This is a genomic window from Saccharopolyspora indica, assembly GCF_027853965.1.
GTDB lineage: Bacteria > Actinomycetota > Actinomycetes > Mycobacteriales > Pseudonocardiaceae > Saccharopolyspora > Saccharopolyspora indica.
Map to the genome: position 1 here is coordinate 9,737 of NZ_JAQGLB010000026.1, position 22,944 is coordinate 32,680.

Annotated in this window: 5 protein-coding genes and 1 pseudogene; 5 read left to right on the plus strand and 1 reads right to left on the minus strand. The window is 75.2% G+C overall.

The genetic code is table 11. From position 1 onward, the window contains the following. The first annotated feature begins 7 nt into the window (after positions 1-7). The 5 genes and pseudogenes from OU416_RS35420 (at position 8) to OU416_RS35440 (ending at position 21,755) form a co-directional block, all read left to right on the plus strand. Positions 8-4,681, plus strand: coding sequence for a type I polyketide synthase (locus OU416_RS35420; protein ID WP_270931446.1), 4,674 nt, complete (start codon positions 8-10; stop codon positions 4,679-4,681). A gap of 15 nt (positions 4,682-4,696) precedes the next feature. Beyond that, positions 4,697-10,186 (plus strand): type I polyketide synthase, encoded by a 5,490-nt coding sequence (locus tag OU416_RS35425; RefSeq protein ID WP_270931447.1) that lies wholly within the window; start codon positions 4,697-4,699, stop codon positions 10,184-10,186. A 16-nt stretch (positions 10,187-10,202) separates the two neighbouring features. After that, positions 10,203-18,224 (plus strand): annotated as a pseudogene (locus OU416_RS35430) (beta-ketoacyl synthase N-terminal-like domain-containing protein); the annotation flags it as partial. A 67-nt stretch (positions 18,225-18,291) separates the two neighbouring features. Continuing rightward, positions 18,292-19,113: a glycoside hydrolase family 16 protein gene (locus OU416_RS35435; RefSeq protein ID WP_270931449.1), complete on the plus strand. Its 822-nt coding sequence runs from the start codon at positions 18,292-18,294 to the stop codon at positions 19,111-19,113. Further along, a complete protein-coding gene (locus tag OU416_RS35440) occupies positions 19,110-21,755 on the plus strand; it encodes a cytochrome P450 (RefSeq protein WP_270931450.1) in 2,646 nt (881 codons plus the stop codon). The genes OU416_RS35435 and OU416_RS35440 overlap by 4 nt, the downstream gene beginning before the upstream one ends. Before the next feature lie 4 nt (positions 21,756-21,759). On the opposite strand, the gene OU416_RS35445 is transcribed toward OU416_RS35440, so the two are convergent. Next, positions 21,760-22,944 (minus strand): cytochrome P450, encoded by a 1,185-nt coding sequence (locus OU416_RS35445; protein WP_270931451.1) that lies wholly within the window; start codon positions 22,942-22,944, stop codon positions 21,760-21,762.

Here is a 22,944-nt window from a genome sequence, read left to right on the forward strand (position 1 = left end):
GGCTCTGATGGCCAACGAGGACCGGCTCCGCGACTACCTCCGGCGGGTCACCGCCGACCTGGACCAGGCGCGCACCGCCCTGCGCGAGCACGAGCAACGGGCCGGCGAGCCCATCGCGATCGTCGGCATGGGATGCCGCTTCCCCGGCGGCATCGACGACCCGGATGCGCTGTGGCAGCTGCTCGCCGAGGGCGGCGACGTGGTCGGAGGCTTCCCGACCGACCGGGGCTGGGACCTCGCCGGGCTCGCGGGCAACGGCGACGACGGCCCCTGCCACGCCCGCGGCGGCGGCTACCTGGACGGGGCGGCGGATTTCGACGCGGAGTTCTTCGGGATCTCGCCGCGGGAGGCGCTGGCGATGGATCCGCAGCACCGGCTGCTGCTGGAAACCTCCTGGGAGGCCTTGGAACGCGCGGGGATCGACCCGACCTCGCTGCGCGGCACCCGGACCGGTGTGTACGTGGGCGGCAACGGCAGCGACTACGCCGGACTGCTGCGCGAAGTGCCGGAAGGTGTCGAGGGCTACCTCGGCATCGGCAACGCCGCGTCGGTCGCGTCCGGTCGGATCGCGTACGTGCTGGGGTTGGAGGGGCCTGCGCTGAGCGTGGACACGGCGTGCTCGTCGTCGCTGGTCGCGCTGCACCTCGCCGCGCAGGCCCTGCGCGCGGGTGACTGCTCGTTGGCGCTGGTCGCCGGAGTGACCGTCATGTCCACGCCCGGCTTCCTGGTCGAGTTCAGCAGGCAGCAGGGACTCTCGCGCGACGGCCGGTGCCGCGCCTACTCCGACGCGGCCGATGGAACCGGGCTCGCCGAGGGTGTGGGTGTTGTGGTGTTGGAGCGGTTGTCGGTGGCGCGGGGTTTGGGTCGTCGTGTGTTGGGTGTGGTGCGGGGTTCTGCGGTGAATTCGGATGGTGCGTCGAATGGTTTGACGGCGCCGAGTGGTCCGTCGCAGGAGCGGGTGGTGCGGCGGGCGTTGGTGGTGTCGGGTGTGTCGGCGGGGTCGGTGGATGTGGTGGAGGGGCATGGGACGGGGACGGTGTTGGGGGATCCGATTGAGGTGCAGGCGTTGCAGCGGGTGTATGGGCGGGGGCGTTCGCGGGATGTGTTGTTGGGTTCGGTGAAGTCGAATGTGGGTCATGCGCAGGCGGCTGCGGGTGTTGCGGGTGTGATGAAGATGGTGTTGGCGATGCGGTGGGGGGTGGTGCCTGCGTCGTTGCATGTGGGTGGGGTGTCGTCGCGGGTGGAGTGGTCGGGTGGTGGTGTTGAGGTGGTGGATCGGGCGCGGGAGTGGCCGGTGGTGGTGGGTCGTCCGCGTCGTGCTGGGGTGTCGTCGTTTGGTGTGTCGGGTACTAATGCGCATGTCATCCTCGAAGCCGCAGAGGAGTTCGACCCCACCGCCGTCGAGGGCTCGGACGAATCCGAAGTGGACGACTCGACGGGTGCGGTGCTGCCCCTGGTGCTCTCGGCCCGCACTCCGGAGGCGTTGCGGGAGCAGGCTGTTCGGCTGAGGGAGCGGTTGGACTCGCACCCTGCGCGGGCCGCGGACGTCGCGCGCACGCTCCTCGACGCCCGAGCGACTTTCGAGCACCGCGCAGTGGTGGTCGCCCGGGACCTCGACCGACTTCCCGTCGCGCTGACCGCCCTCGCCGAGGACCGGGAGATCCCTGAACTGCGCCAAGGCGCCGCTGAACCTTTGGGGAAGACGGTGTTCGTGTTTCCCGGTCAGGGTTCGCAGTGGGTTGGCATGGGGGTCGATCTGCTGGAGTCTTCGCCGGTTTTCGCCGAGCGGTTCGCGGAGTGCTCGGAGGCGTTGGAGCGTTTCGTCGAGTGGTCGCCGCGAGCGATGTTGGGCGATGAAGCTGGTTTGTCGCGGGTGGATGTTGTTCAGCCGTTGTTGTGGGCGGTGATGGTCTCGCTCGCGGCGGTGTGGGAGTCGTTGGGTGTGGGGCCTGATCTGGTGGTGGGTCATTCGCAGGGTGAGATCGCTGCGGCTGTGGTGTCGGGTGCGTTGTCGGTGGAGGACGGTGCCCGGATCGTTGCTCTGCGGAGTCGTGCTTTGGTCGCCTTGGCCGGTGGCGGTGGCATGGTTTCGATCGCTGAGTCTGCTGATCGTGTGCGGGAGCGGATTTCGCAGTGGGGTGAGCGTGTTTCGGTTGCCGCGGTGAACGGCCCCGCGGTGACGGTGGTCGCGGGCGAGCCGGGTGCGCTGGAGGAGTTGATCGCGGCGTGTGAGGCCGAGGACGTGCGGGCCCGGCGGATCCCGGTGGATTACGCGTCCCACTCCGCCCAGGTGGACAGGCTGCGCGACACGCTGCTGGAAGAGCTCGCGCCGGTCCGCCCCCGGGCGGGTCGTGTCCCGCTCCTGTCCGCAGTGACAGGTGAGCGGATCGACGGTGCCCAGCTCGACGCCGACTACTGGTTCCGGAATTTGCGCGAGCCGGTGGAGTTCGAGCGGGCGGTGTCCCGGCTGGTGGGGTCGGGGTGCGGGTTGTTCGTGGAGTGCTCGCCGCATCCGGTGCTGACGCTGGGTGTTCAGCAGACGGCGGAAGATGCTGTCGTGGTGGGCACTTTGCGCCGCGACGACGGTGACCTCGACCGGGTGCTGCTGTCCGCGGCGGAGGCCCACGTCGCCGGTGCCGAGGTCGACTTCAGCCCGCTGGTTCGCGGCGGCCGGATCATCGACCTGCCCACCTACCCCTTCCAGCGCAAGCGGTTCTGGCTCGAGCCGACCGCCACCGCGCGGGCGGGCGACCCCGTCGACCCGCTCCGCTACCGGGTCGGCTGGGTTCCGGTGACCACCGAGCGCAGCGACCTGTCCGGCCGCTGGCTCGTCGTCACCGACAACCCCGACGACCGGGCTGCTGCCGTGGTTTCGGCCCTGCGCGAGCACGGCGCCGACCCGGTGACCGTCACCGCCGCCGAAGCACCCGAGGCCGCCTCGGGTGCCGCGGGAATCCTTTCCCTGCTCGGCATCGACACCGCACCCGATCCCGAGCACCCCGCACTGGGCGCGGGCGAGGCAGCGACCCTCTCGCTCGTCCAAGGTCTCGCGGGCAGCACGGTCCCGCTCTGGCTCGCCACCCGCGGCGCGATCGGCACCGGACCGGCCGACCCGGTCACCGCGCCGGAGCAGGCCGGGATCTGGGGCATGGGCCGGGTCCTCGGCCTCGAACATCCCGAGCGCTGGGGCGGTCTGGTCGACCTGCCCGCCGAGTTCGACGCCGAGACCGGTGCAGCGCTCGCTGCCGCTCTCGCGGGCACCGGCGGCGAGGACCAGCTCGCCCTGCGCGGCAGGACAGTGCTCGCCGCTCGGCTGGCACGCGCGCCCCGCACCCTGCGCGGCGACCGGCGGTGGCGGCCTCGCGGCACCGTGCTGGTCACCGGTGGCACCGGCGTGCTCGGCCCGCACCTGGTGCGCTGGCTCGCCCGCAGCGGCGCCGAACACGTCGTGCTGCCCAGCAGGCGCGGGCCGGACATGCCCGGCGCGGCGGAGCTGACCGCCGAACTCGCCGAACTCGGCGTGCGGCTGACCATCGCCCGCTGCGACGTCGCCGACCGGTCCGCGCTGGCCGGTCTGCTCGACGGCCTCCGCGACGACCCCGCGCCGCTGCGCGCCGTGGTGCACGCTGCCGCGCACATCGGCCTGGCATCGCTGGAGAGCACCAGCACCGCCGACTACGCGCAGGTCTGCGCGGCCAAAGCCGGCGGTGCGCGGGCCCTCGACGAGCTGACCGCCGGGTTCGACCTGGACGCGTTCGTGCTCTTCTCCTCGATCGCCGGTGTCTGGGGCAGCGGTGACCACGCCGCCTACGCCGCCGCCAACGCCCACCTGGACGCGCTCGCACAGCACCGCAGGGCGCGAGGGCTGCCCGCCACCAGCATCGCCTGGGGAGTCTGGCGGGCGGTCAACCCGTGGGACGCCGATCGCACGATCGACGGCATCGACAACGACGAGCTGCGGGCCCGCGGCCTGCCGTTGATGGACCAGGAGCTCGCCCTGGCCGCGCTCGGGCAGGTCCTCGACGACGACGAGACCACCATCGTGGTCGCCGACGTCGACTGGCCCCGGTTCGTCCCGGTGTTCACCTCGACCCGGCCCCGCCCGCTGCTGGCCGACCTGCCCGACGTGCGCGCGCTCGACAGCTCCGCGGCCGCGGCACCGGCCGGCGACGACGGGCTGGCGGCCCGCCTGGCGGCGGTGCCGGACGACGAGGCCGAGAGGATCGTGCTGGCCCTGGTGCGCACGCACGCGGCCGCGGTGCTCGGGCACGACGGCCCGGACTCCGTCGATCCCCGGCGCCCGTTCCGCGAGTCCGGGTTCGACTCGCTGACCGCGGTGGAGCTGCGCAACCGGCTGCGCCGGGTGGTCGGCGGATCCCTGCCCGCCACGCTGGTCTTCGACCACCCCACACCGGCCGCGCTGGCCCGCTACGTCCGCTCCCGGCTCGCGCCCGAGCGGGCCGCGGCCGGCGGCGACGAGGTCGACCGGTTGGAGCGGGAGCTGTTCGGCCCGGGCGACGACGAGCGCCGGGACCGGCTGGCCGCCAGGTTGCGGGCGCTGCTGTGGCGGTGGGACGACCGCGCCGCGCAGCACCCCGACCAGCCGGGGGATGACGACCTCGACCGGGCCACCGGCGAGGAGTTCTTCGACCTTATCGACGCCGAGCTCGGCGGTGCCTGAATGAGGGTGGACCTGATGGGCGAGAGCCACGCGACCGGGGCGCACGCGCCCCACGACCGACCCGGATCGGAGGAGGCGCGGCTGCGCGACTACCTCAAGCGGGTCACCACCGAACTGCGGTCCGCGCGACGCGACCTCGCGGCGGAGCGGGAGCGCCACCAGGACCCGGTGGCCGTCGTCGGCATGGCGTGCCGGTTCCCCGGCGGTGTCGAGACCCCGGAGCAGCTGTGGGAGCTGCTGGCCGCGGGTGCGGACGTGATCGGCGAGTTCCCCGCCGATCGCGGCTGGGACGTCGACGCGCTGTACGACCCCGACCCGGACCGGCCGGGCCGGACCTACGTGCGGCACGGCGGTTTCCTCACCGACGTCGACCACTTCGACGCCGAGTTCTTCGGCATCTCGCCCCGCGAGGCCGCGGCCACCGACCCGCAGCAGCGGCTGCTGCTGGAGACCGCGTGGGAGGGGCTGGAGCGCGCCGGCATCGACCCGCTGTCGCTGGAGGGGTCGCGCACCGGCGTGTTCGTCGGCTGCCACTACCAGGACCACGGGACCCTGCTGCGCGGTGCGCCGGAGGGGTACGAGGGCTACGTCGTGACCGCGAGCAACACCAGCGTGGTCTCCGGCCGGATCTCCTACTGCCTGGGCCTGCAGGGGCCTGCGATCACAGTGGACACCGCCTGCTCCTCGTCGCTGACCGCGGTGCACCTGGCCGCCCAGTCGCTGCGCCAGGGGGAGAGCACGCTGGCCGTGGCGGGCGGGGTGGCGATCATGGCGACTCCGGCCTCGTTCACCGGCTTCAGCCGCCAGCGCGGCCTGGCCCGCGACGGCCGCTGCAAGGCCTTCGCCGCCGCTGCCGACGGCATGGGGCTGTCCGAGGGCGTCGGGCTGATCGTGCTGGAGCGGTTGTCCGACGCCCGGCGCAACGGCCATCCGGTGCTGGCGGTGATCCGCGGGTCGGCGGTCAACTCCGACGGCGCTTCCAACGGGCTGACCGCGCCCAACGGACCGTCCCAGCGCGCCGTGATCCACCAAGCCCTGGCCACCGCCCGGCTCTCGCCGCACGAGGTGGACGCGGTGGAGGCGCACGGCACCGGGACCACGCTGGGCGATCCGATCGAAGCTCAAGCGCTGCTGGCGACCTACGGCCAGGACCGCACCGAGCCGCTCTGGCTGGGCTCGATCAAGTCCAACATCGGGCACGCCCAGACCGCGTCCGGGGTGGCCGGGGTGATCAAGATGGTGCTGGCGATGCGGCACGGCGTGCTGCCCGCGACCCTGCACGTGGACGAGCCGACGCCGCACGTGGACTGGTCGGCCGGAGCGGTGCGGCTGCTGACCGAGGCGCGGCCGTGGCCGGAGGTCGACCGGCCCCGGCGCGCGGGCGTCTCCTCGTTCGGGGTGAGCGGCACCAACGCCCACGTGATCCTGGAGAGCGCCCCGGACGACACCGGGGCGTCCACCGAACCGCGGACGGCAGGCCCGCTGCCCTGGCTGCTCGCGGCGCACAGCCGCGCCGCTCTGCGCGCGCAGGCGGCTCGGCTTGCCGAGCGCCTCTCCGCGGGCGAGGCACCCGCCGCGCTCGACGTGGCCCGCTCACTGGCCACCTCCCGGTCCGCGTTCGCCCACCGCGCCGTTCTCGTCGGTGCCGACCGCGAAGCCCTGGTCGAGGACCTCGTCCACCTAGCCGACGACGCACCCGGCCCGCACGTGGCCGTCGGCGAGGCGGCAGACCGGGGCAGGACGGTGTTCGTGTTTCCGGGTCAGGGTTCGCAGTGGGTTGGTATGGGGGTCGATCTGCTGGGGTCTTCGCCGGTTTTCGCCGAGCGGTTCGCGGAATGCTCGGAGGCGTTGGAGCGCTTTGTTGAGTGGTCGCCGCGGGAGATGTTGGGCGATGAAGCTGGTTTGTCGCGGGTGGATGTTGTTCAGCCGTTGTTGTGGGCGGTGATGGTCTCGCTCGCGGCGGTGTGGGAATCGCTCGGCGTGAAACCCGATGCGGTGGTGGGACATTCGCAGGGTGAGATCGCTGCGGCCGTGGTGTCAGGTGCGTTGTCGGTCGAAGACGGCGCTCGGATCGTCGCGCTCCGGAGCAGTGCGCTGAAGGCTCTGGCCGGGCGTGGCGGCATGGTTTCGATCGCTGAGTCTGCTGACCGGGTGCGGGAACGCATTGCGGGCTGGGGTGAGCGTGTTTCGGTTGCTGCGGTGAACGGTCCGGCGGTGACGGTGGTCGCGGGCGAGCCGGATGCGCTGGAAGAGTTGATCGCGGCGTGTGAGGCCGAGGATGTGCGGGCCCGGCGGATCCCGGTGGATTATGCGTCTCATTCGGCTCAGGTGGAGAGTTTGCAAGATGAACTGCTGGCTGTCCTGGGGTCGGTGCGGCCGGTGGCGGGTCGTGTTCCGCTTCTGTCCACTGTGTCTGGTGTGGAAACCGATGGGTCGGATTTGGATGGCAAGTACTGGTTCCGGAATTTGCGTGAGCCGGTGGAGTTCGAACAAGCGGTGTCCCGGTTGGTGGGGTCGGGGTGCGGGTTGTTCGTGGAGTGCTCGCCGCATCCGGTGTTGACGCTGGGTGTTCAGCAGACCGCTGAGGATGCTGTCGTGGTGGGTACTCTGCGCCGCGACGACGGTGATCTCGACCGGGTGCTGCTGTCCGCGGCGGAGGCCCACGTCGCCGGTGCTCGCGTCGACTTCAGCCCGCTGTTCCAGGGCGGTCGGCTCGTGGACCTGCCCACCTACCCCTTCCAGCACCAGTCCCACCGGCTCCCGGTCGGGGACGGGACCGACCTGGGCGGGGCCGGGCTGGACCCGGCCGGACACCCGCTGCTGGGTGCCCGGATCGACCACCCCGACGGCGCGGGCCTGGTGCTCACCGGGCGGTTGTCCCAGCGGACCCACCCCTGGCTGGCCGAGCACTCCGTGCACGGCACCGTGCTGCTGCCCGGCACCGCGTTCGTCGACCTCGCCGTGCACGCCGCCGATCTCGCCGGCTGCGACCACGTCGACGAGCTGACCCTGGCGGCGCCGCTGGTGCTGCCCGAGCGCGGGGCCGTGGTGCTGCGGGTCGCGGTGGGCGAGCCCGACGACACCGGGGCCCGCGGTCTGACCGTCCACTCCCGCCCCGACGAGGACGGCGCGGAGTGGGCCGAGCACGCCACCGGCCTGCTCAGCGCGGCGGACCCCGCCGACCAGGAGGCGGCCCGCGCCGCGGCCGACCTCGGCAGGGCCTGGCCCCCGGCAGGTGCCGAGGAGATCGACCTCACCGGCTTCTACGACGGCTTCGGCGACCGCGGTTACGGCCACGGCCCGGCGTTCCAGGGCCTGCGCGCGGCGTGGCGGCGCGGTGACGACGTCTTCGCCGAGGTCCGGCTGCCCGCCGACCACATCGCCGGGGCCGAGGGCTACGGCCTGCACCCGGCGCTGCTCGACGCGGCCTCCCACGCGCTGTCCCTGCGCCCGGCCTCCGGCGGCGACGAGCGCCCGCACCTGCCCTTCTCCTGGACCGGGGTCACCCTGCACGCCACGGGCGCCACCGCGGCCCGGGTGCGCGTCTCGCCGGCGGGCGACGACGCGGTGGCCATCGCGCTCGCCGACGACACCGGCGCCCCGCTGGCGACCGCGGACGCCTTGGTCGTGCGGCCGGTCGCCCCCGGTGGGCTGCGCTCCCGCAGCACCGGGCCGCTGTTCCGGGTGGCGTGGCGCGCCGAGCCGGTCCCGGCGGCCGAGACGCCCGGACTGCCGGTGGTCGCCGACGAGTTCGGGCTCGCCGAGGCGCTGCCCGGTGCCCGGACGACCACCTTCGCCGAGCTCGCCGCCGACCCCGGGGAGGTCCCGCCGGTCGTCGTGACCTGCCTGACCGGTGGGACGGCGCACCCGGCCGAGGCGGCGCGCACCGGAGCCCGGCGGGCGCTGGAGCTGGTCCGCACCTGGCTGGCCGAGGAGCGGTTCGCCGACTCCTGCCTGCTGATCGCCACTCGCGGCGCCGTCCGCACCGGTTCCGGTGACCCGGCAGCCGATCTCGGTGCCGCTGCCGCCTGGGGCCTGCTGCGGACCGCGCAGACCGAGCACCCCGGCCGGTTCGTCCTGCTCGACCTCGACGACTCCGGGGTCCTGCCCGCGGCTGAAACCGCTGACGAGCCCCAGCTGGCCGTGCGCGGCGGGCAGGTGCTCGTTCCGCGACTGGTCCGGGTGCCCGCAGCCGAGCCGGTCCACCTCGAAGGCACCGTGCTGCTCACCGGCGCGGGTGGAACGCTCGGCGGGCTCGTCGCCCGCCACCTGGTCAGCACCCACGGCGCGCGCGACCTCGTGCTCGCCTGCCGCCGCCCGGACGCGGTCGGCGAACTCGCCGCGGAGCTGCGCGATCTGGGCGCCGAGGTGCGGGTGACGGCCTGCGACGTGGGCGACCGCGGCCAGGTCGACGCCCTGGTCGCCGGGCTGACCGGCCCGCTGGCCGTGGTGCACCTGGCCGGGGCGCTCGACGACGGGATCGTCACCGCGATGACACCCGAGCGGCTGGACACCGCGCTGCGGCCGAAGGCGGACGCGGTGGTGCACCTGCACGAGGCGACCCGCGACCACGACGTGCGCGCCTTCGTGCTCTTCTCCTCGGCAGCAGGCACTTTCGGCAGCGCGGGCCAGGCGAACTACGCCGCGGCCAACGCCTTCCTCGACGCGTTCGCCGCCCACCGCCACGATCTCGGCCTGCCCGCGGTGTCCCAGGCGTGGGCGCTCTGGGCCGAGCGCAGCGGCATGACCGGGCACCTGACGGACGCCGACGTGGGCAGGATGACCGACGGGGGCATGGTTCCGCTGGACACGGCCGAGGCCCTCGCGCTGTTCGACGCCTCTCTGGCCGCGCAGCACGCGGCGGTGGTACCCGTGCGCCTCGACGCGACGCGGCTGCGCACGGGCGCCCCGGTGCCCCCGCTGCTGCGCGATCTGGCCCGGGGCCCCAAGCGCCGCACCGCGCGCAGCGGAGCGGCCGACGGCAGCGGGTTGCGCGAACGGCTCGCCGGTCTCGCCCCCGCCGACCGCGACCGGACGCTGCTCGACCTGGTCCGCCACCACGTGGCGACGGTCCTCGGGCACGCCTCGTCGGATTCGATCCGCTCCGGCCGCTCCTTCCAGGAGCTGGGCTTCGAGTCGCTGACCGCCGTCGAGCTGCGCAACCGGCTCGCCGCGGCGAGCGGGCTGCGGCTGCCCGCCACGCTGGTGTTCGACCACCCGAACCCGGCCGCGCTGGCCGCCCACCTGGGCACCCGGCTCGGCGCGGACCGACCCGCCCCGGCACCCGCGGCAGGGAACGCCGAGCTGGACCTGCTGCGCCGGGTGCACGCGATCCCGCTGGAGCGGCTCCGGACCGCCGGGCTGCTCGACGACCTGCTCGCCCTGTCCGACGACCTCGCCGCGGAGCCCGCCGCGGAGCCCGCCGAGGACGCCATCGACGACCTGGACCTGGACGGCCTCGTGCGGCTCGCCCTCGACGGCGAACCCGGCAGCGGGAGGAGCTGAGATGACCACCTCGAACGATCGCGTCGTCGCCGCGCTGCGCGCCTCGCTGAAGGAGAACGAGCGGCTCGGCCGGGAGGTGGCCGAGCTGACCGCGACCGCCACCGAGCCGATCGCCGTGGTGTCGGCGGCCTGCCGGTTCCCCGGCGGCGTGCGCAGCCCCGAGGACCTGTGGCGGCTCGTGGCGGCCGGGGAGTGGGCCGCGTCGCCGTTCCCGGCCGACCGCGGCTGGGACCTCGGCGCCCTGCTCGACGCCGAGCCCGGCTCGGCCGGGGCCAGCAGCACCGGTCTCGGCGGTTTCCTGGACGGCGCAGCCGATTTCGACGCCTCCTTCTTCGGGATCTCGCCGCGCGAGGCGCTGGCCATGGACCCGCAGCAGCGGCTGCTGCTGGAAGCCGCGTGGGAGGCCGTGGAACGCGGCCGGATCGCCCCGCACACCCTGCGCGGCACCCGCACCGGGGTGTTCGCGGGCGTGATGAACAACGAGTACGGCTCCCGGCTGACCGACCTGCCGCCGGGTGTGGCCGGGTACGTGGGCAACGGCAGCGCGGGCAGCGTCGCCTCCGGTCGCGTCGCCTACACCCTGGGCTGGGAGGGCCCGGTGGTCTCGGTGGACACCGCCTGCTCGTCCTCGCTGGTCGCCCTGCACCTGGCCGTGCAGGCGCTGCGCCGCGGCGAGTGCGATCTCGCCGTCGCCGCCGGGGTCACCGTGATGGCCACTCCCGGTACGTTCCAGGAGTTCAGCAGGCAGGGCGCGCTCGCCCCGGACGGCCGGTGCAAGGCGTTCGCCGACGCCGCCGACGGCACCGCCCTGGCCGAGGGCGTCGGCGCGGTGCTGGTCGAGCGGCTGTCCGACGCGCGCCGACTGGGCCACCCGGTGCTCGCGGTGGTGCGCGGGTCGGCGATCAACTCCGACGGCGCGTCCAACGGGCTGACCGCGCCCAACGGACCCGCGCAGGAGCGCATGATCCGCCAGGCCCTCGCCGACGCCCGGCTGACCGCGGCCGACGTGGACGCCGTCGAAGCGCACGGCACCGGCACCACCCTCGGCGATCCGATCGAGGCGCAGGCGCTGCTGGCGACCTACGGCCAGGACCGGGACCGCCCGCTGTGGCTCGGCTCGGTGAAGTCCAACCTGGGCCACACCCAGGCCGCCGCGGGCATGGCCGGGCTGATCAAGATGGTGCTGGCCCTGCGGTACGGCGTGCTGCCCGCCACCCAGCACGTGGACGCCCCGTCGACCCACGTCGACTGGTCCGAGGGCCAGGTCCGGCTGCTGACCGAGCAGCGCGACTGGCCGCGGTCCGGGCGTCCGCGCCGGGCCGGGGTGTCCTCGTTCGGCGTCAGCGGCACCAACGCGCACGTGATCCTGGAGGAGGCGGACCCGGCCGAACCCGCCGACGTGCCCGCCGCGTCCGGGCCGTGGCTGCTCTCCGGCCACGACGAGGCCGCGGTCCGGGCCCAGGCCGGGGAACTGGCCGGACTGCTGGACGGCGACGTCGACCCGGCCGCGATCGGGCACGCGCTGGCGGTCAGCCGGACCCCGCTGGAGCACCGGGCCGCCGTTTCCGGCGCTGATCTCGCCGCCGGGCTCGCCGCCCTGAGCGCGGGCCGCGCGCCGGTGCACCGGGCCGTCGAGGACGCCCGCACCGGGTTCCTGTTCGCGGGCCAGGGCGCCCAGCGCAGCGGCATGGGGCGCGAGCTGGCCGCGCGGTTCCCGGTGTTCGCCGAGTCGTTCGACCGGGTTTGCGACGCCTTCGCCGCCGCCGGGCTGGCCGATCTGCGCACCGCGCTCGACTCGCCCGACGCCGACCGCACCGAGTACGCCCAGCCGGGCCTGTTCGCCCACGAGCTGGCGCTGGCCGAGCTCTTCCGGTCCTGGGGCGTGCGGCCGGCCGTGGTCGCGGGCCATTCGGTCGGCGAGTTCGCCGCCGCCTGCCTGGCCGGGGTGTTCTCGCTGGCCGACGGCTGCCGGATGGTCGCCGCGCGGGGCAGGCTGATGGGAGACCTGCCGCCTGGCGGGGTCATGGTCGCGGTGGCCGCGAGCGAGACCGAGGTGCGCCCGCTGCTGGCGGGTGCGGTGGACATCGCCGCGGTCAACGGCCCGGAGGCGGTCGTGCTCTCCGGCGCCGAGACCGCCGTGGCGAGCGTGCTCGCGGAGCTGCCGGGCAGGAGGACGAAGCGGCTGCGGGTCAGCCACGCGTTCCACTCCCCGCTGATGGAGCCGGTGCTCGACGACTTCGCGGCTGTCGTGTCCACTGTGGAATTCCACTGGCCGTCGGTGCCGTTCGTCTCCGCGGTGACCGGCGCCCGGGCCGACGCGGAGGTCGCGGATCCGCAGTACTGGGTGCGCCACGTCCGGGCCGCGGTGCGCTTCGCCGACGCCGTCTCCGCGGCCGACGCGCTGGCCGCCGACGTGTTCCTGGAGATCGGTCCGGACGGCGTTCTCAGCGGGCTGGTCCGGTCCTTGCTCCCCGGCACGCCGGTGGTGCCCGCCGCCCGCACCGGCCGGCCCGAGGCGGAGGCCGCGCTCGCCGCGATCGGTGCGCTGCACACCCGCGGCGTCGAAGCGGACTGGGCCGCGGTGTTCGGCTGCGCGGGTCCGGCCGCAGTGGACCTGCCGACCTACCCGTTCCAGCGGCAGCGGTACTGGTTGCGCTCCGGCGGGCACCCGGTGCTCGACGGGGACACGGCCATCGCGGGCACCGGGGGGCACGTGCTCACCGGGCGGCTGTCCCGCGCCGCGCACGACTGGCTCGGCGAGCACACCGTCGGGGGCACCGCCATCGTGCCCGGCGCGGCGCTCGCCGAACTCGCGGTGCAGGCCGCCGACCGCACCGGGGGCGGGCACGTCGCCGAACTGACCCTGCGCGAACCCGTCCTGGTGCCCGAAAAGGGGCCGGTGCACCTCCAGGTGCTGGTCGAGGCCGCTGATCCGGCGGGCAGGCGCGAGTTCGCCGTGCACGCCAGGAGCGCGGAGACCGACGACTGGACCCAGCACGCCGGTGGTGTGCTCGCCCCGGAACCCGCGGCCGAGGAGCCCTGGGACGCCGCGGCCTGGCCGCCACCGGACGCCGAGGAAGTCGCCCCCGACCTGCTCTACGCCCGGATGGTCGACGCCGGTGTGGTGCACGGGCCCGCCTTCCGCGGGGTGCGGGCGGTGTGGACCCGGGGCGAGGAGGTCTTCGCCGAGGTCGCGCCGCCGGTCGACCTGCCGGGGGAGTACGCCGTGCACCCGGCGCTGCTCGACGCCGCGCTGCACGCCGCCGCGCTGGTTCCCGGCGCGGGCGCCGGGCTGCCGTTCGCGTGGGCCGGGGTCTCGGTGCACGCCGCGGCCACCGGAGCGCTGCGGGTGCGGATCACCCCGGCCGGTCCGGATGCGGTCTCGGTGTCCGCAGTGGACGGTTCCGGGACGCCGGTGCTCACCGTCGGGTCGCTGACCGCCCGGCCGTGGCGGGCGAACCGGGGAACCTTGCTGAAACCGGCCTGGCAGCCCGTCGGCACGGCGCCGGAACCCGCCGGTGCCCCGGCGGTGCTGACCGGTGGCGACCTGTCGGCCCTGACCGAGGTGCCCGCGGTGGTGCTCGCGCCGTGCACCCCGGCCGGTGACCTCCCCGAAGCCGCGCACGCGGCGGCGGCGCGGGCGCTGGCCCTGGTGCAGGACTGGATCGCCGACGACCGCTTCGCCACCTCCCGGCTCGTGCTGCTCACCACCGGTGCCGCGGCGATGGGCACCGCGCCGGACCCGGCGGCCGCGGCGGTGCGGGGCCTGGTCCGCGCTGCGGCGATCGAGCACCCGGGCCGGTTCGGCCTGCTCGACCTCGATCCCGCCGATCCCGACCCCGCCGCACCGGCCGTCCGCACCGCACTGGCCGTGCTCCTGGGCGGCGAACCGGAAGCGGCGATTCGCGCCGGGGCCGTGCACGTCCCCCGGCTGGTGCGCCGCGCCGCACCGGACGAACCAGGCCGGTTGCCCACCGCGGGCACCGTGCTGGTGACCGGCGGCACCGGATCGCTCGGCACCCTCGTGGCCGAGCACCTGGTCGGCCACCACGGCGTCGGAAAGCTGGTGCTGCTCAGCCGAAGCGGGGGACCGGCACCCGACCTGCCCGCCGACGTGCGGGTGGTGGCCTGCGACGCGGCAGACCGGGAAGCCCTCGGAGCCGTCCTCGACGGCATCCCCGACCTCACCGCCGTCGTGCACGTCGCGGGTGTGGTCGACGACGGCGTGCTCACGGCCCTGACCCCCGAGCGGCTGGCGGCCGTGCTGCGGCCCAAGGTCGACGCCGCAGCGCACCTGCACGAGCTGACCCGCCACCTCGACCTGGACGCCTTCGTGCTGTTCTCCTCGGCAGCGGGCACCTTCGGCGGCGCGGGCCAGGCGAACTACGCCGCGGCCAACGCCTTCCTCGACGCCCTCGCCGAGCAGCGGCACGCGGCTGGTCTGCCCGCCACGTCGCTGGCCTGGGGGCTGTGGGAGCAGGACGACGGGATGACCGCCGCCCTCGGTGCCGGCGACCGCGCCCGGCTGGCCCGCGGCGGGGTCACCGCGCTCGCCCCGGCGGACGGGCTGGCCCTGCTGGACGCGGCACTGGCCTGCGCCGAGCCCGTGCTGACCCCGATCGCGCTCGACCACGCCGCCCTGCGCGCCCAGGAATCCCCGCACCCGCTCATGCGCGACCTCGTGCCCCGCCGCCCGAAGCCCGCACCCCGTTCGGCCCCGCTCCCGGCGGCCGCCGGACCGGAGCCCGACCTGCTCGACGTCGTCCGCACCGAGGCCGCCGCCGTGCTGGGGCACCGCAGCGGCGCCGACATCGACCCGGACCGCGCGTTCAGCGACCTCGGCGTCGACTCGCTCGCCGCCGTGGACCTGCGCAACCGGCTCGCCGAGCGCACCGGGCTGGCACTGCCCGCCACCCTCGTGTTCGACCACGCCACCGCGACCTCGCTCGCCGCGCACCTGCGGGCCGAGCTCGGCGGTGCCGCCGAGGAGGCGGACGCGCCGGTCGGCACCGGCCCGGTGCCGGGCGAGGAGATCGCCGTGGTGGCGATGAGCTGCCGGTACCCCGGCGGCGTGCGCAGCCCCGAAGACCTGTGGGACCTGGTGGCCGCCGGGCGGGACGCGATGGGCGAGTTCCCCACCGACCGCGGCTGGGACCTGCCCGCGCTGTACCACCCCGACCCCGACCACCGCGGTACCTCGTACACGCGGGAGGGCGGATTCCTGCACGACGCCGCCGATTTCGACGCGGAGTTCTTCGGGATCTCGCCGCGCGAGGCGGTCGCGATGGACCCGCAGCAGCGCCTGCTGCTGGAGACCGCATGGGAGCTGTTCGAGCGGGCCTCGATCGATCCCCGGTCGCTGCGCGGCAGCCGCACCGGGGTGTTCACCGGGGTCATGTACCACGACTACGCGGGTCGGCTGCACACCGTGCCCGAGGCGGTCGAGGGCCACCTGGGCAGCGGCAACGCGGCGAGCGTGGCGTCCGGCCGGATCGCCTACACCCTGGGCTTGGAGGGGCCCGCGCTCACGCTCGACACCGCCTGCTCGTCCTCGCTGGTCGCGCTGCACCTGGCCGCTCAGGCCCTGCGCCAGGGCGAGTGCACCCTCGCCGCCGCAGGCGGGGTGACCGTGATGGCCACCCCGGACGCGTTCGTCGACTTCAGCCGCCAGCGCGGGCTGGCACCGGACGGGCGCTGCAAGTCCTTCGCCGAGGCCGCCGACGGGACCGGCTGGGGCGAGGGCATCGGGCTGGTGCTGCTGGAGCGGCTGTCCGACGCGCGCCGCAACGGTCACCCGGTGCTGGCCGTGCTGCGCGGATCCGCGGTCAACTCCGACGGCGCGTCCAACGGGCTCACCGCGCCGAGCGGCCCGGCCCAGCGCCGGGTCATCCGGCAGGCCCTCGACGCCGCCGGACTGGAACCGTCCGATGTGGACGCCGTGGAGGCGCACGGCACGGGAACCCCGCTCGGCGATCCGATCGAGGCCCAGGCCCTGCTGGCCACCTACGGCCAGGACCGCGCCGAACCGCTGTGGCTGGGCTCGGTGAAGTCCAACATCGGCCACACCCAGGCCGCGGCCGGGGTCGCCGGGGTGATCAAGATGGTGCAGGCCATGCGGCACGGCGTGCTGCCCGCGACGCTGCACGTGGACGCGCCGTCCTCGCACGTGGACTGGACGTCCGGCGCGGTTCGGCTGCTCGCCCAGGAGCGGCGGTGGCCCGATCCGGGCCGTCCCCGCAGGTGCGCGGTGTCCTCGTTCGGGATCAGCGGCACCAACGCGCACGTCGTGCTGGAGGCGGCGGCCGAGCCGGCCGGTGCCGAGCCGGAGGTGACCGGCGCGCCCGAGGTGGCGGTGCCGCTCTCCGCCCGCAGCGAAGCGGCGTTGCGCGCGCACGCGACCGGACTGGCCGCGGCGAGCGAGCACCCGGCGCACCTCGGGTGGTCGCTGGCCACGACGCGCGCGGAGTTCGACCACCGGGCCGTCGTGGTCACCGCTGACCCGCCCGGCCTGGTCCGGGGGCTGGACGCGATCGCCGCCGACCTCCCGGCGAGCACCGTCGTCCGCGGCGTGGCGCGGCCCGACCGGCGGGTGGCGCTGCTGTGCACCGGGCAGGGCACCCAGCGCGAGGGCATGGGGCGCGAAGCCGCCTCGCGGTTCCCGGTGTTCGCCGAGGCGTTCGACCGGGTGTGCGACGTCTTCGCCGGCGAAGGAGTTCCCGGGCTGCGCAAGCTGATCGACTCGCCGCAGGTGCACGGGACCGACGTGGCCCAGCCCGCCCTGTTCGCGTTCGAGGTGGCCGCCGCCGAGCTGCTCGCCTCCTGGGGGGTGCGGCCCGCCGTGGTGCTCGGGCACTCGGTCGGCGAGCTGGCCGCCGCCCACCTGGCCGGAGTGCTGTCGCTGCCGGACGCCTGCCGCGTGGTCGCCGCCCGCGGTCGGCTGATGGCGGGCCTGCCCGCCGGCGGCGCCATGGTCGCGGTCGAGGCGTCCGAGGACGAGGTACGTCCGCTGCTGGTGCCCGGCGCGGACCTCGCCGCGGTCAACGGACCCCGGGCCGTGGTGGTGTCCGGCGAGGAGGACGCGGTGGCCGCCGTGATCGGCGCGCTGCCGGGCAGGCGGGCGAAGCGGCTGCGGGTCAGCCACGCGTTCCACTCGCCCCTGATGGACCCGATGCTGGCGGACTTCGCCGCGGTGCTGTCCACTGTGGAGTTCTCCGAACCCGTCCTCCCGCTGGTGTCCGGGCTGACGGGCGCCGCGGCCACGGCCGAGATCGCCACCGCGCAGTACTGGGTCCGGCACGCCAGGGAAGCGGTGCGCTTCGGCGCCGCGGTCGGCGCCGCCGCGGAGTCCGGCGCCACCGACTTCGTCGAGGTGGGGCCGGACAGCGCACTGGCCGCGATGGCCCGCGATGCCCTCGGCGCGGCAACCGAGCCGGACATCGCCGTGCACGCCGGGCCCCGCCGCGATCGCGCGGAACCGGCCGCGCTGCTCGGCTGCGCCGCCGGGCTGTACGTGCGAGGCGTCCCCGTCGACTGGAGCCCCGCGTTCGACGGCATCCCGGTCCGCCGGGTCGACCTGCCCACCTACCCCTTCCAACGCCGCCGCTACTGGCTCGACGCCGAGCCGGCGCTGCCGGACGGCGGCCTGTGGCGGGCGCTGCGGGACGGGGACGCCGCCGCCGTCGGCATCGACCCGGACGAGCCGTGGGGCGAAGTCCTGCCCCGGCTCGCCGCGCTGCTCGGCGGCGATCGCGCCGCCGAGCCGGAACCCGGCCCCGACCCGGAACCCCAGTCCCTGCCGGACCGGCTCGCCGGGCTCGACGAGGCAGCGCGCGACGACGCGGTGCTGTCCTACCTGCTGGCCAGCATCGCCGCGGTGCTCGGCCACGACTCCGCGGCGGACATCGACCCCGACGCCGACCTGCTCGACCTCGGCTTCGCCTCGCTGACCGCGGTGGAGCTGCGCAACCGGCTGGCCGCCGCCACCGGCCTGGACCTGCCCCCGACCCTCGTCTACGACCACACCAGCCCGACCGCGCTCATGCGGCACCTGCGCTCGGAACTGGCCGCCACCACCTGATCGAGAAGAACCGAAGGAGAGCACCACCGTGACGATCTCTAGCTCACCCGGCACCTCCCTCACCTCCCCGGACTGGCGGGTGATCTGGCGCGACGACTTCGACGGTCCCGAGGGCACGCCGGTCGACCACGACCGCTGGACGGTCATCACCGGCAAGCCGTGGGCCGCGGGCGAGGAGAGCTACGCCGACGACACCGACCACCTCAGCCTCGACGGCCGGGGCAACCTGCGGGTCACCGTCACGCACACCGAGGAGCAGGGCTACGTGTCCGGCTGGCTGGAGACCAGCCGCGCGGACTTCCTGCCGCCCGCGGGCGGAGCGCTGCGGATCGAGGCCAGGGTGCGCACCGCGCCCGGCCTCGGCCTGGACTGCGCGATGTTCGCCTGGGCCGAGCGGATGCGCTCGCTCGGGGACGAGGAACCGCTGCAGGGCTGGTACAAGTCCGGTGAGCTGGACCTGTTCGAGGTGGTCAACACCGCGCCCGCCGACGTCTACGGCGTCGTGCACTCCCCGGAGTGCCACCAGCTGCCCTCGCTGGGCATGGGCACCGCGTACACCAACCCCGGCGGGGCGCCGCTCAGCGACGACTTCCACACCTACTCGGTGGTGTGGACGCGCGAGCCGGACACCCTCACCTGGTACCTCGACGGGCACCAGTACCTGCACCTGACCCCGGCCGACACCACCCCCGAGGGATGGCTGTTCGACCAGCGCGCGTTCTTCGGCCTGCTGGTGGTCGTGGGCAGCCCGGGCGGCCCGATCCTGCCCGGCGAGCCCGACCCGGCCGCCTTCCCGGCCACCATGCTGGTCGACCACGTCACCATCGCCGAGACCGGCGGCGCCCGGTGACCGCGGTGGACGCGGCCACCGACACCGCCGACCGGGTCGTCGCCGACCTCGTCGCGGACCCCGGCGGCAACCTCTACCCGTCGGTGTACGAGACGGGGCGGCTGGTCTCCCTGGTGCCCTGGCTGACCGGGCACGAGAAGCGGATCGAGTTCCTGCTCTCGGCGCAGCAGCCGGACGGGGCGTGGAGCGGGCCGGGCACGGTGGCCCTGGTCCCGACGCTCAGCGCGGTGGAGGCCCTGCTCGCCGCCGGGCGGACCGGTGCCTCCGTCGACCGCGGCCTGTCCGCGGCCGCGGACCTGTTGCGCCGGGTGGAGCGGGACGGCCTGCCCGGGACGCTGATCCCGTTCCTGATCGTGCCCGCGCTGGTGGCCGACATCAACGACCGGCTCGGCCACGAGCGCCTGACCCTGCCGCCGGACCTCGACCCCGCGGCACTGGCCGCGCTGCGCGCCGACGGCTGGCGCAACCCGGTGTCGGCGTTCTACCTGGAGATCGTCGGCCCGGCAGCGGTCGGCTCGACGGCCGTGTCCCCGGTGGCCGGGGTGATCGGCTGCTCGGCGGCGGCCACCGCGGCCTGGCTCGGCCCCGATGCCCCGGCCGCGGACGACCGCAGCGCCGAGTCCGTCGACTTCCTGGTCCGGTCGCAGTCCACCATGGACGGTCCGGTCGCCGGGCTGACCTCCATGACGTACTTCGAACGGGCCTGGGCGTACCGGGCGCTGGCCGCCGCGGGCACCGACCCGGAGGTCATCGCGCCGCTGCTGGAGGGCCTGCCCGGCGACGTGGGCCGCGCCGGAGCGCCCTCGGCACCCGGCGCGGCGGCCGATTCGGAAACCGCCGCGCTGGTGCTGCTCGCCACGGCCGACCGCACGGGCGTGCTGCCCGAACCGCACTGCCTGTGGGAGTACGACCGGGACACGCACTTCCTCACCACCGTGCCGGTGGGCGCCCCCTCGGTGATCACCAACGCCCGCGTCCTCGAGGTCCTGCACCGCTACCTGGAGCAGGACCCGTCCGACGCGGACCGCTACGCCGGGGCCGCGGCCCGCGTCGCCCGCTACCTGACCGACAACCAGCAGCCCGACGGCAGCTGGCAGGACCGCTGGCACGTCTCGCCCTACTACGCCACGGTCTCCTGCGGGTTGGCGCTGCTGGCCGCGGGGCGCACCGAACCGGTCGGCCGGGCCGTCGCGATGGTCCGCGAGTCCCAGCGCCCCGACGGATCTTGGGGCGTTCACGAGGGCACCGCGGAGGAGACCGCGTACGCCGTGCTGCTGCTGGCCGCCGCACCGGGCGAGCACCGGGACGCGATCGCGCGCGGGCTCGCCCACCTGGAACGCGCCGGGTCCGCGGGTCCGCACCCGCCGCTGTGGGTGGGCAAGGACCTCTACGCGCCGGTCAACCTGATCCGGGCAGCCGTGCTCGCGGCCGCGGCGGCGGGCCGTCGGGCGGGAGGCGGCGCCTGCCCGTACCCCTTCCAGCCCGCCGAGCGGCTGGAGACCGACCCGCGCGCGGCCGAGCTGCGCCGCACCGCCCCGGTCAGCCGGGTGACGCTGCCGTTCGGCGGTGAGGGGTGGCTGGCGGTGGGCCACCGGGAGGTGCGGACCGTGCTGTCCGACCGCCGGTTCGGCCGGGCCGCCCTGGTCGGCGCCGACGTGCCCCGGGTGACCCCGCGGGTGATCGCGCAGACCAGCATCCTGACCATGGACCCGCCGGACCACACCCGGCTGCGGCGACTGGTCGCCCCGGCGTTCACCCCGCGCCGGATCGAGGCGCTGCGGCCCAGGGCCGAGCGGCTGGCCGCAGACCTGGTTGGCCGCATGATCGACCAGGGGCCGCCCGCCGACCTGGTGCGCGATCTGGCCCGGCCGCTGCCGAGCACGCTGATGTCGGAGCTGCTCGGGGTCCCGGTCGCCGATCAGGACCGGTTCTTCGACTGGGCCGAGACCGTGGTGGGCGGCCCCGGCGTGGACCCGTCGGCGATCGCGGCCGCCTTCGCCGAGCTGTCCGAGTACCTGGCCGGACTGGTCGCGCAGCGCCGCGAAGACCCCCGGGACGACCTGCTCGGCACCCTGGTCGCCGCGCGCGACGAGGGAGACCGGCTCAGCGAGCAGGAGCTGGTCGGGATCGGGGTGACCCTGCTGCTGGCGGGTCTGGAGACCACCACCAACCAGATCGGCAACTTCGCCTGGCACCTGCTCACCCGCCCCGGCCTGGTGGCGTGGCTGCGCGAGGACCTCGGCCGGGTTCCCGCCGCCGTCGAGGAGCTGCTGCGGTTCACCCCGATCGCGACCTCCGCCGGGTTCACCCGGGTGGCCGCCGAGGACGTCCGGCTCGGCGAGGTGACGATCCGCGCGGGCGAGGCGGTGCTGGTCGACCTCGACTCGGCCAACCGCGACGAGGCGGTCTACCCCGACGCCGACGAGCTGCGCCTGGACCGGGCGGGCGAGCCGAACCTGGCCTTCGGCCACGGCCCGCACTTCTGCCTGGGCGCCCAGCTGGCCCGGATGGAGCTGGACGTGGCGCTGACCGCGCTGCTGGAGTCCCTGCCGGGCCTGCGGCTGGACGTGCCCGCCGGGGAACTGGTCTGGCACACCGACCGCGTGGTCCGCGGCTTGCGGGCGCTGCCGGTGCGCTGGTGACCGCTCACCACTGGACCGGCAGCGCGTGCAGGCCGTTGACCAGGGGCGAGGACTTCACCGGCAGGTCGGCTGCCGGGACCGCCACCCGCAGTCCCGGCAGCCGCTCGAACAGCACCGCGAGCGCCACCTCGAGCTCCGCGCGGGCCAGGTTCTGCCCGAGGCACTGGTGGACCCCGAACCCGAACGCCACGTGCCCGCGGTCGCCGTCGGCCAGGTCGAGCCGGTCGGGGTCCGGGCGCTCGCGGTGGTCCCGGTTCGCGACCGCGGTGGAGAACACCAGCCCGTCGCCCGCGCGGATCCGGACGCCGCCGACCTCGACGTCGGCCACCGCGATCCGGGTGACCACCGTGTCGGTGACCGAGGTGTGGCGCAGCAGCGCCTCCACGGCAGGCCCCGGGGCGGCGCGCAGCGCGGCGAGCCGTTCCGGATCACCGGCCAGCAGCGCGGCGCTGACCGCGATGGCGCTGGAGGTGGTCTCGTGCCCGGCGCCGAGCAGCAGCACCGCGGTGTTCACCACCTGCTCGACCGTCATCCGGCCCGCCGCGACCTGATCGGCCAGCAGGCCGCTGATCAGGTCCGGGCCCGGTCGCTCGGCCTTGGCGGCGGCCAGCCCGGTCAGGTAGTCGATCAGGTCGGCCGCGGCCCGGACCACCTCGGCGCGCTGCGGCGCGGTGATCATCGTCCGGGTGCGGGTCTGGAAGAACTCGTGGTCGGCGTAGGGCACCCCGAGCAGTTCGCAGATCACCATCGAGGGCAGCGGCAGGCAGTAGTCGCGCACCAGGTCCGCCGAGCGGCCGCCGGCCGCCATCCGGTCGACGAGCGAACCCGCCAGCCGCGCCAGGGCCGGCCGCATCGCCCGCACCCGCCGGACGGTGAACCAGGCGGTCACCATCCGGCGGAAGTAGGCGTGGTCGGGGTCGTCCATCCCCGCCATCGTGCGCAGCGGGGTGCCCTCGGCGGGGGAGGGCAGCAGCGCCGGGTAGCCCGGCCTGGTCCGGTCCGCGGAGATCCGCGGGTCCGACAGCAGGGCACGGGTCTCGGCGAGGCCGGTGACCAGCCAGCCGGGGCCGCCGCCGGGCAGGGTGACCCGGGAGACCGGGTGCCGGGCGTGCAACTGCCGGTAGCCCGCGGGTGGTTCGTGCGGGCAGGTCCTCGGTTGCGGGACCCGCGGCGGCCGGTCGCCGGTCAT